General features: G+C 70.8%; 9 protein-coding genes. All 9 read left to right on the forward strand.

The window, feature by feature from the left end; translation table 11 throughout:
• Window positions 1-955: alginate export family protein (locus tag VHK87_RS16240; protein ID WP_329635933.1), on the forward strand; the 955-nt coding region annotated here is incomplete at its 5' end.
• Window positions 956-959: 4 nt separating this feature from the next.
• The gene (locus VHK87_RS16245; RefSeq protein WP_414694157.1) at window positions 960-2,285 is read left to right on the forward strand and encodes a CmpA/NrtA family ABC transporter substrate-binding protein; all 1,326 of its coding nucleotides are present in this window, start codon (window positions 960-962) and stop codon (window positions 2,283-2,285) included.
• A gap of 15 nt (window positions 2,286-2,300) precedes the next feature.
• Window positions 2,301-3,191, forward strand: a complete 891-nt coding sequence (gene ntrB / locus VHK87_RS16250) for a nitrate ABC transporter permease (RefSeq protein WP_329635934.1) — start codon at window positions 2,301-2,303, stop codon at window positions 3,189-3,191.
• A gap of 11 nt (window positions 3,192-3,202) precedes the next feature.
• Window positions 3,203-3,994, forward strand: coding sequence for an ABC transporter ATP-binding protein (locus tag VHK87_RS16255; RefSeq protein WP_329635935.1), 792 nt, complete (start codon window positions 3,203-3,205; stop codon window positions 3,992-3,994).
• Between the two features lie 197 nt (window positions 3,995-4,191).
• A complete protein-coding gene (locus VHK87_RS16260) occupies window positions 4,192-4,383 on the forward strand; it encodes a hypothetical protein (RefSeq protein WP_414694158.1) in 192 nt (63 codons plus the stop codon).
• A 263-nt stretch (window positions 4,384-4,646) separates the two neighbouring features.
• On the forward strand, window positions 4,647-7,100 hold the full coding sequence (gene nirB, locus VHK87_RS16265; protein WP_329635936.1) for a nitrite reductase large subunit NirB: 2,454 nt from the start codon (window positions 4,647-4,649) through the stop codon (window positions 7,098-7,100).
• Window positions 7,097-7,444, forward strand: coding sequence for a nitrite reductase small subunit NirD (nirD, locus tag VHK87_RS16270; protein ID WP_329635937.1), 348 nt, complete (start codon window positions 7,097-7,099; stop codon window positions 7,442-7,444). The genes nirB and nirD overlap by 4 nt, the downstream gene beginning before the upstream one ends.
• 5 nt (window positions 7,445-7,449) lie before the next feature.
• On the forward strand, window positions 7,450-10,101 hold the full coding sequence (locus tag VHK87_RS16275) for a molybdopterin-dependent oxidoreductase (protein WP_329635938.1): 2,652 nt from the start codon (window positions 7,450-7,452) through the stop codon (window positions 10,099-10,101).
• The coding region (gene cobA / locus VHK87_RS16280; protein WP_329635939.1) for a uroporphyrinogen-III C-methyltransferase at window positions 10,085-10,847 on the forward strand (763 nt) is incomplete at its 3' end. The genes VHK87_RS16275 and cobA, both read left to right, overlap by 17 nt.

Consider the following 10,847-nt stretch of genomic DNA (forward strand, 5'->3'; position numbering starts at 1 on the left):
CGACCTCCTCGACGAGGACTACAACTCCACGGTCAACGCCAAGACCCAGTATCCGGTGATCGGCGACCCCGAGGTCGCGGAGATCAACCGGCTGCAGGTCAGCTGGAACCCGAGCCCCGCCTTCGGCGCGACGCTCGGGCGCCAGCGGATCAACTTCGACGACCAACGCTTCGTCGGCGGCGCGGCCTGGCGACAGGACGAGCAGACCTTCGACGCGCTCCGCGCCGATGTGGCCGTGGGCAAGGTGAAGGGCTCGGTGGTCTATGTGGACCGGGTCAACCGGGTGTTCGCGGAGGACCTGGACTGGAAGAGCGACAGCTGGCTGGTCAACGTCGCCTACGCCGGGCCCGAGACCTTCAAGCCGGCCCTGTTCGCCTACGCCTTCGACTTTTCCAACTCGCCGGGGAATTCCAGCCTCACATCAGGCGTGCGGGTCACCGGAAAGGCCAAGGCCGGACCGCTCGGCCTCGGCTACGCGGCCAGCTACGCCCGGCAGACCGACTACGCTGAAAATCCGGCCAGCTTCGACCTGGACTACCGGGCCGCGGAGCTCTCTGGCACGTCGGGCATGTTCACCGTCCGCGGCGCCTACGAGTCGCTGGAGGGGAACGGCGCGCGTGCCTTCCAGACACCGCTGGGCACGCTGCACGCCTTTCAGGGCTGGGCCGACGTCTTCCTGACCACGCCGCCCAACGGGCTGCAGGACGCCAACATCGGCCTGACCGTCAGGCCGACGTGGAAGGCCGACCACCTGTTCAACATCGAACTGACGGTCCGCTACCACAGCTTCGAGGCAGAACGGGGCGGGGCCGATCTGGGGAACGAGCTCAACCTGCTCGCCCAAGCCGCAGTCACCAAGAAGATCACCGTGCTCGCCAAGTGGGCGGATTACGCCGGCGCGCCCGGATTCCCGAGCCGCCAGCGGTTCTGGCTCGGTTTCGAGTTCAAGCTCTGAGGGGATGACCATGGATACGACCATCAAGAGCCCGTCGCGCCGCCTGTTGCTGGCCGGCGCCGGGGCCATGGCCCTCGCGGGCTGCGGATCGAAGAGCGAGAGCGCCAAGGCGGCGGGCGACGCAAAGGCCGCCATGCCGGCCGGCGTCTTCGCCGACGGCAAGGGGCCGGAGGTCAAGGGCGCCAAGCTCGGCTTCATCGCGCTGACCGACTGCTCGCCGTTGATCATCGCCAAGGAGAAGGGGCTATTCGCCAAGTACGGCCTGCCCGAGGTGGAGGTGCTGAAGCAGGCCAGCTGGGGCGCCACGCGCGACAACTTGGTGCTGGGCTCGGGCGGCGGCGGGATAGACGGGGCCCACATCCTCTCGCCGATGCCGTACCTGATCAGCACCGGCCAGGCGACCGGCGGCAAGCCCGTGCCGATGTACACCCTCGCCAGGTTGAACCTGAACGGCCAGGCCATCTCCATCGGCAACGACCTGAAGGGGCTGAAGGTCGGCCTCGACGCCAGCGCCGCCAAGGCGAGGTTCGCCGAATTGAAGGCCAAGGGCACGCCGGCCCAGGTCGCCATGACGTTCCGGGGCGGCACCCACGACCTGTGGATCCGCTACTGGCTGGCGGCGGCCGGGGTGAACCCCGACGTGGACGTCTCGACCATCGTGATCCCGCCGCCGCAGATGGTGGCCAACATGAAGGCCGGGACGCAGGACGCCTTCTGCGTCGGCGAGCCCTGGGGCGGCCAGCTGGTCAGCCAGCAGATCGGCTACACCGCCTGCACCACGTCCGAGCTGTGGATGGACCACCCGGAGAAGGCGCTCGGCATGCGCGCCGACTGGGTCGACAGGCACCCCCTCGCCGCCAAGGCCCTGCTGATGGCGGTGATGGAGGCCCAGCAGTGGTGCGAGCCGCGCGAGCACCGCGAGGAGATGTGCCAGATCGTCTCCGGCCGGCAGTGGATCAACGTGCCGATCGCCGACATCCTGCCCCGGCAGCTGGCCGACATCGACTACGGCTCGGGGCGGGTGGAGAAGGCCAGCCCGCACGTGATGAAGTTCTGGTCGAACAACGCCAGCTTCCCCTTCAGGTCGCACGACCTGTGGTTCCTCACCGAGGACGTCCGCTGGGGCGTCCTGCCGGCCTCAACCGACACCACGGCGCTGGTCGGCAAGGTCAACCGCTCCGACCTGTGGCGGGAGGCCGCCAAGGCGATCGGCGTCCCAGGGCCCGACGGCGACAGCCGCGGCCTCGAGCGCTTCTTCGACGGCAAGGTCTTCGACCCCGTCGACCCCAAGGCCTGGCTCGACGCCCAGGCCATCAAGTCCCTCGCCTAAGCCCCGGAGGCCCGCATGAGCGCCGCCCACGTGATCGAACCCGAGGACCTTCCGGCCCCCAAGGCCGCCTCCATCGTCCCCCTGCCGCGCCGCGCCCGGCCGCTCGCATCCCGGCTGGCGGCCGCGGGGCGCGGGGTGGCGGAGACGGGCGTCCCGCCGCTCATCGTGCTCCTGACTGTGGGCATGGTCTGGGAGGTGATGGCCCAGTCCAATCCGCAGGGACTGCCCGGCCCTTCCGCCATCTGGCGGGACTCCAGGCCGATCATCCTCGACCCGTTCTTCGACAACGGCGGGGTCGACAAGGGCCTGTTCTGGCATGTCGCCACTTCGCTCTCGCGGGTGGGCCTCGGCTTCTCGCTGGCGGCCGTCTGCGGGGTGGCGCTGGGCGTGCTGGTAGGGGCCAGCAAATGGGCGCACCGGGGGCTGGACCCGATCTTCCAGGTGCTGCGCACGGTGCCGCCGCTGGCCTGGCTGCCGATCTCGCTGGCGGCCCTGCGCGAGGCCCAGCCCAGCGCCCTGTTCGTGATCTTCATCACCTCGATCTGGCCGATCATCATCAACACGGCCGTCGGGGTGCGGAACATCCCGGACGACTACAACAACGTCTCCCGGGTGCTGCGCCTCTCGCCCCTGGAGCACTTCGCCAAGGTGATCCTGCCGGCCACTACGCCCTACATTTTCACGGGTCTGCGGATCGGCATCGGCATGAGCTGGCTGGCCATCGTCGCCTCCGAGATGCTGCTCGGCGGAGTCGGCGTCGGCTTCTTCATCTGGGACCAGTACAACTCGTCCCGCATCTCCGACATCGTCGTGGCGCTGATCTGGGTGGGGCTGGTGGGCTTCGCGCTCGACCGCCTGGTGGCCCTGGTCGGACGCCTCGTCTCCCGCGGCACGGCCGTGAGCTGAAGGAGGCAATCATGCCCAAGGCCTATCTGTCCATCGAGGCGCTCGGCGTCAGCTTCGGGGCGTCCTCCGAGGTGCTGCGCGACATCCACCTGCAGGTCGAGGCGGGCGACTACGTCTCGATCATCGGCCACTCCGGCTGCGGCAAGTCCACGTTGCTCAACGTGGTCGCCGGGCTGGTTCCCGCCACCACCGGCGGCGTCATCCTCGACGGGGAGAGCGCCGACGCGCCGGGGCCGGAACGGGCGGTGGTGTTTCAGAACCACGCGCTGCTGCCCTGGCTCAGCGTCTACGAGAACGTGCGGCTGGCGGTGGACAAGGTGTTCGGGGGGAAGAAATCCCGCGCCGAGCGCCATGCCTGGACGCTGCACAATCTGGCTCTGGTGCAGATGACCCACGCCAAGGACAAGCGCCCCTCTGAGATCAGCGGCGGCATGAAGCAGCGGGTCGGCATCGCTCGGGCCCTGGCCATGGAGCCCAAGGTGCTGCTGCTCGACGAGCCGTTCGGCGCCCTCGACGCCCTGACCCGCGCCCACCTGCAGGACAGCGTCATGGAGATCCACGCCAGCCTCGGAAATACGGTGCTGATGATCACCCACGACGTGGACGAGGCGGTGCTGCTGTCGGACCGCATCGTGATGATGACCAACGGTCCGGCCGCCACCATTGGCCAGATCGAGACGGTGACGCTGGACCGCCCTCGCCGCCGCCTCGACCTCGCCGCTGATCCCGAATACCTGCGAGCCCGCGGCTCGGTGCTGGAGTTCCTCTACGCGCGGCACGCGGCGGTGGCGGTGGCGGCGTAAGCCATACCGCACTACCGCGCCAGGCTCGCGATCAGCAGGACGAGCAGAATGAGGCTGACGATCTGCCAGAAGCGCAGCGGGTCGCGGTCGTACAGGGAGAGCGGCCGCGGCTTAGCCGGGGCGGCGCGGAGGGCGGTGTTCCAGCTGGCGCCTCAGCGCTTCCGCGCCGAAATCGGAGTGATGACGGCCTGGTCGGCATGACCGGCGGCGTCGGCGGTTTCTATCTCGCCTCCAGCCTCGGCCTGGCCAAGCAGGCGACCGGCAGCTACCAGGCTGGCTTCCTCGCCTTCGCCGCCCTGGCGCTGGTGGCGCTGGTCGGACTCACTTCGATCAAGCGGCAGTGGCGCACCACCTGGGGCGCGGCCACCGCCACGGCCGCCAAGGTCTGATCGGCGCCTGCCACGTGGTCATAGGCTGGGCGTCCTTCAGTCAGGGCGCCCATTTCGCGGGCGCCGCACTGAATAAAGGCAGCTGTGCTGCAATGCAGCATCCCACCCGGACTTCCGCGAGGCTAACTTGCTGAGGACGAGCCAACGACGGTTCGAGTGAAGACATCCCCGGCGCGTCCGGGTCCGTGGGGCAAAGGCGTCCAATCCATCTTGGTTTTTCGCCCGCGCGCTGAGGCGCCGGGTGCAAGGTTCGGAGAGGGACTATGCCCAAGGAACGTCTGGTCGTCATCGGCAACGGCATGGCCGGGTGCCGCGCGGTCGAAGAGGTTCTGAAGAGGGACCCGGGCCGCTACGAGGTCACCATCTTCGGCGCCGAGCCGCGGGTGAACTACGACCGCATCATGCTCTCGCCGGTGCTGGCCGGGGAGAAGACCTTCGATCAGATCGTAATCAACGACATGGCCTGGTACGAGGCCAACGGGATCACCCTGCACGCTGGCCGGGCGGTGACCCGGATCGACCGCGAGGCCCGCACCGTGGAGGCCGAGGGCGGCCTCTCCGTTCCCTACGACAAGCTGATCCTGGCGGTGGGCTCCGACCCGATCCGGCTGCCGCTGCCGGGCGCCCACCTGCCGGGCGTGGTCACCTTCCGCGACCTGGACGACGTGCAGGCGATGACCGAGGCCGCCCAGAACGGCGGCCAGGCGGTGGTGATCGGCGGCGGCCTCTTGGGCCTGGAAGCCGCCTACGGCCTCTCCAAGCGGGGCATGCAGGCCAGCGTCGTCCACCTGATGGACGTGCTCATGGAGCGCCAGCTGGACGAGAGCGCCGGCTACCTGCTGCGCGAGGCCCTGGCCGCGCGCGGGGTCGAGACCCTGCTCGAGGCGCACTCCGAAGCGATCCTCGGCGAGGGCGGCCGGGTGTCGGGCCTGAAGCTGAAGGACGGCCGCACCATCCCGTGCGACCTCCTGGTGATGGCCGTCGGCATCCGGCCGAACACCCGCCTGGCGGCGGACGCCGGCCTGAACGTCGCCCGCGGCGTGGTGGTCGACGACCAGATGCGCACCTCGGACGAGGCGATCTTCGCGATCGGCGAATGCGCCGAGCACCGCGGAATCGCCTACGGCCTCGTCGCCCCGATTTGGGAGATGTGCCGCACGCTCGGCGACGTGCTGACCGGCAAGGACGGGGCCTACGAAGGCTCCATGCTGCAGACCCGGCTGAAGGTCTCCGGCGTCGACGTCTTCTCGGCCGGCCGCTACGCCGGCGGCCCCGGCTGCGAGGACGTGGTGTTCCGCGACGCCGGCCGCGGCGTCTACAAGCGGGTGGTCCTGGAGAACGGCAAGATCGCCGGCGCGGTGCTGTTCGGCGATGCGGCCGACGGCGGCTGGTACTTCGACCTCATGAAGCGGGGCGAGGACGTCTCGGACGTCCGCGACACCCTGATCTTCGGCCAGCAGATCACGGAGGCCCTGCGGGGAGTGGACCCTAAGCAGGCCGTTGCGGCGATGCCGGACTCCCAGGAGGTCTGCGGCTGCAACGGCGTGTGCAAGGGCGCCATCGTTTCAGCGATCGGCGAGAAGTCCCTGACCACCCTCGATGGCGTGCGCGCCCACACCAAGGCCTCGGCCTCGTGCGGCACCTGCACGCCCCTGGTGGAGAAGATCCTGCAGCTGACGCTGGGCGACGCCTTCGAGGCCCAGACCGGCCCGGCCGCCGTCTGCAAGTGCACCCACCACGGCCATGACGCGGTCCGCAAGGCCATCGTCGAGTACGAGCTGAAGTCCATGCCGGCGATCATGCAGGCCATGGAGTGGACGACGCCCGACGGCTGCGCCTCCTGCCGCCCGGCGCTGAACTACTACCTGCTCTGCGCCTGGCCTGGCGAATACCGCGACGACAAGCAGAGCCGGTTCATCAACGAGCGGGCCCACGCCAACATCCAGAAGGACGGCACCTATTCGGTGGTGCCGCGGATGTGGGGCGGGATGACCAGCGCCGACGAGCTGCGCGCCATCGCCGACGTGGTGGAGAAGTTCGACATCCCCTCGGTGAAGGTCACCGGCGGCCAGCGCATCGACCTGCTGGGCGTCAAAAAGGACGACCTTCCGATGGTCTGGGCCGACCTCAACGCGGCCGGCATGGTCTCCGGCCACGCCTACGGCAAGGCGCTGCGCACGGTGAAGACCTGCGTCGGCTCGGACTGGTGCCGGTTCGGCACCCAGGACTCCACCGGCCTGGGCGTGCGGCTCGAGAAGTTCATGTGGGGCTCGTGGACGCCGACCAAGGTCAAGCTCGGCGTCTCCGGCTGCCCGCGCAACTGCGCCGAGGCGACCTGCAAGGACATCGGCGTGATTTGCGTCGACAGCGGCTACGAGATCCATGTGGGCGGCGCGGCCGGCCTGCACATTCGCGGCACCGAGCTGCTCACCAAGGTCGCCACCGAGGAAGAGGCGATCTGGACCATCTGCGCGATCACCCAGCTCTACCGGGAAGAGGCTTGGTACCTGGAGCGGATCTACAAGTGGATGGACCGGGTGGGCCTGGATCACATCCGGGTCGCCGTCGAGGACCCCGAGCGCCGCCGCGCCCTCTACGACCGCTTCGCCTACTCGCAGCGCTTCTACCGGATCGATCCCTGGGCCGAGCGCGTCGCCGGCCGCCACCAGGACGAGTTCAACCCCCTGTCGCGCCGTATGGAGTTCGAGCCCGCATGAACGCTCTCGTGAAGGAGCCCGTTATCGCCTGGACCGACGTCGGCGCGGTCACCGACGTGCCGCTGCGGGGCGCGCGCCGCGTGCCGGCGCCCGGCGGCGACATCGCCGTCTTCCGGACCGGCGACAACCAGATATTCGCCCTGCGCGACAAGTGCCCCCACAAGGGCGGACCGCTCAGCCAGGGCATCGTGCATGGCCACGCGGTCGCCTGCCCGCTGCACAACTGGTCGATCGAGCTGGCCACAGGCGAGCCCATGGGCGCCGACCGCGGCAAGGGCTGCGCCCCGGTCGCCCCGGTCAAGGTCGAGGGCGGACGCATCCTGCTGGGCGTGGTGAGGGGGTAGGGCCTTTGGAGGCGGGGCGCCTCACCACCTGTCCCTATTGCGGCGTCGGCTGCGGGATCGCGGCGCAGCCGGGGGAGGCCCGCGCGCTGACGCTGAAGGGCGATGCGGCCCACCCGGCGAACTTCGGCCGCCTGTGCTCCAAGGGCGCGGCGCTGGCCTCGACAGTCAGCCTGCAGGGGCGGCTGCTGCACCCGATGATCGGCGAGGCCCGCACGAGCTGGGTCGCGGCCACGCGACTGATGGCCGACACCTTCGCTCGGACCATCGCCGAGCACGGGCCGGACTCGGTGGCCTTCTACGTCTCCGGCCAGCTGCTGACGGAGGACTACTACGCGGCCAACAAGCTGATGAAGGGCTTCATCGGCTCAGGGAACATCGACACCAACTCCAGGCTCTGCATGGCCTCGGCGGTGGCGGCCCACAAGCAGGCCTTCGGCGCCGACCTGGTGCCCGGCTGCTACGAGGACCTGGACCTGGCCGACCTCGTGGTCTTCTCCGGCCACAACGCCGCCTGGACCCACCCGGTGCTGTTCCGCAGGCTGGAGCAGGCGAGGGGCCGCGGCCAGAGCTGGATCGTCATAGACCCGCGCCGCACGGACACCGCCGAGGGCGCCGACCTCTTCCTGCCGATCGCGCCGCAGACGGACGTGCGGCTGTGGAATGGCCTCTTGGCCTATCTCGATGCGCACGGCCACGTGGACCGCGCATACGTTGACGCCCACGTCGCCGGCTTGGCCGAGACCCTCGCCGCGCTGGCCGCCGACGACCAGAGTCTCTCCGCCGTCGCCGCCGACTGCGGCCTGCCGGAGAAGGCGGTCGTCGACTTCTACCGGGCGTTCGCCGCCACGCCCCGCGCCGTCACCCTGTTCAGCATGGGCTCGAACCAGTCGGCGCAGGGCGTGGCCAAGGCGCTGGCGGTGATCAACGCTCACCTGGCGAGCGGGAAGATCGGCAAGCCGGGGGCCGCGCCCTTCTCCATCACCGGCCAGCCCAACGCCATGGGCGGCCGCGAGACCGGCGGCATGGCCACCACGCTGGCGGCCCACATGGACTTCTCGCCGGAGGAGCGCGACCGCGTCGCGCGCTTCTGGAATGCGCCGCGCATCGCCGAGCGGCCGGGCCTGAAGGCCGTGGAGATGTTCGAGAAGGTCCGCTCGGGCCAGGTGAAGGCGCTCTGGGTGATGGCCACCAACCCGGCCGTCAGCCTGCCGGACGCCTCCAAGGTGCGCGAGGCGCTGGCCGCCTGCCCGTTCGTGGTGGTCTCCGACTGCGTGGCCCGCACCGACACCTCGGCCTTCGCCCACGTGCGGCTGCCGGCGCTGGGCTGGAGCGAGAAGGACGGCACGGTCACCAACTCCGAGCGTCGCATTTCCCGCCAGAGGTCGCTGTTCCCGGCCCCGGGCGAGGCCCGCGCCGACTGGCGGATCGTCGCCGACGTGGCCCAGGCGATGGGCTTTTCCGACGCCTTCGCCTGGACTTCTCAGGCCGACGTGTTCCGCGAGTACGCCCAGCTCACCGCCTTCGAGAACGCCGGCCGACGGTGCCTCGACCTTGGCCCGCTCGCCGACCTGACAGAGGCCGAATACGAGGCGATGGCGCCCGTGCAGTGGCCGGTGAAGCCGGAAGGCGGAACGGATCGTCTGTTCACGGACGGCTGCTTCCAGACGCCCGAGGGCCGGGCCCGGATGATCCCCGTCGCGGCGAAGGGGCCGGCCAGCGCCGTGACCCCCGACTTCCCCTTCGCGCTGAACACCGGCCGGGTGCGCGACCACTGGCACACCATGACCCGCACGGGCCTGGCCCCCGAGCTCTGCCGCCACACGCCTGAGCCGATGCTTGAGGTGCACCCGGCGGACGGGGCCGCGGCCGGGCTCACCGACGGCGAGCTGGCGCTGGTGGAGACCCCCGTCGGTCGGGCGGTGGTCACGGCCCGCTTCACCGATCGCCAGCGGCGCGGCGGCCTCTTCCTGCCGATGCACTGGACCGACGCCTTCGCCCCTTCGGGCAAGGCCAACCCGCTGATCGAGGCCAGGGTGGACCCGACCTCGGGGCAGCCGGAGTTCAAGCACACGCCCGCTCGCGTGGCGCCTTACCGCGAGGCCTGGCGCGGCTTCTTCGTCGCTCGTGAGCCCTGGACCGCGCCCGCCGGCTTCGACCTCGTCTGGCGGCGCACGCCCTACGACGGCTGCCACGTCCACGAGTTCGCCGGCCGCGGCCAGGAGGCCGAGCGGCAGGGCGTGATGCAGGCGCTGCTGGCGGGCGCGGCGGGGGAGGTGCTGGCCATGGACGATCCGGCCCGGGGCGCGATGCGCCGGGCGCTGGTGCTGGGCGGCCGGCCCGAGCGGGTGCTGGTGATCACCCGGATGGGCGCCCTGCCGGCCCGCGGCTGGATCGCGGATCGGTTCTTGGATGATGCGTTGGCGCTCACCGACCGCATCGCCCTGCTGGCCGGACGGGCGGCCGACGCGGTCGATCCCGGCCGGATCGTCTGCGCCTGCTTCCGGGTGGGCGAACGGGCCATCGCCGCGGCCGCCTCGGGCGGCGCCCTGACCCTCGACGCCGTGGGCGAAGCCACCGGCGCCGGAACCAACTGCGGCTCCTGCCGCCCCGAGATCGCACGCCTCCTGAAGGAGACAGTCCATGCCCATGCCGCCTGAAGCCGGCCGCGTCCTGCTGGTGGGCGCCGGCCCCGGCGCCGTCGACCTGATGACCGTCCGCGCGATGCGGGCCGTGGAAGGCGCCCAGGCGCTGCTCTACGACGCTCTGGTGGCCGACGAGATCCTGGCGCTGGCGCCGGCCACCTGCCTGCGCATCCAGACCGGCAAGCGGGCCGGCAAGGCCTCGATGAAGCAGGAGACCATCAACCGGCTGATGCTGCGGCTGGCGCGCCGGGGCCTGGAGGTGGTGCGGCTGAAGGGCGGCGACCCCTCCGTCTTCGGCCGCTCCGGTGAGGAGCGGGCCTTCCTCGAAGCGCACGGCGTCGCAGTCGAGGTGGTGCCCGGCGTCACCGCCGCCAGCGCCGCCGCCGCCCAGTTCGGTTTCCCGCTGACCCATCGCGGCGAGGCCCGCCGCGTGGCCTTCGCCACCGCCCGCGTGCAGGACGGCTCCATCGTCGAGGAGGGCTGGACGGCCCTGGCCGACGCCGAGACCACCGTCGCCCTCTACATGGCCCGCGACGCCGCCGCCGCCGTCGCCGAGCGGCTGATCGGCGAGGGGCGCAGCCCCACGACGCCCGCTGTCGCCGTGGAGAACGCCGGCCGCGCCGACGCGCGCCTCGTCCAGAGCACGCTGGCACAGCTGCCGCAGGCGCTGGCGGCCCACGCCTTCAGCGGCCCGGTGGTGCTGGTGATCGGCGAGGCGGTCGCCCAGGCCCGCGCGCTGGCCTCGGAAGCTACGGACCGGC

Source organism: Phenylobacterium sp., assembly GCF_036263695.1.
In the GTDB taxonomy this organism is placed as follows: Bacteria; Pseudomonadota; Alphaproteobacteria; order Caulobacterales; family Caulobacteraceae; genus Phenylobacterium.

Coding starts and splice junctions, on each gene's coding strand:
- VHK87_RS16245 (WP_414694157.1), top strand. CDS start 960: ATGACCATGGATACGACCATCAAGAGCCCGTCGCGCCGCCTGTTGCTG.
- ntrB (WP_329635934.1), top strand. CDS start 2,301: ATGAGCGCCGCCCACGTGATCGAACCCGAGGACCTTCCGGCCCCCAAG.
- VHK87_RS16255 (WP_329635935.1), top strand. CDS start 3,203: ATGCCCAAGGCCTATCTGTCCATCGAGGCGCTCGGCGTCAGCTTCGGG.
- VHK87_RS16260 (WP_414694158.1), top strand. CDS start 4,192: ATGACCGGCGGCGTCGGCGGTTTCTATCTCGCCTCCAGCCTCGGCCTG.
- nirB (WP_329635936.1), top strand. CDS start 4,647: ATGCCCAAGGAACGTCTGGTCGTCATCGGCAACGGCATGGCCGGGTGC.
- nirD (WP_329635937.1), top strand. CDS start 7,097: ATGAACGCTCTCGTGAAGGAGCCCGTTATCGCCTGGACCGACGTCGGC.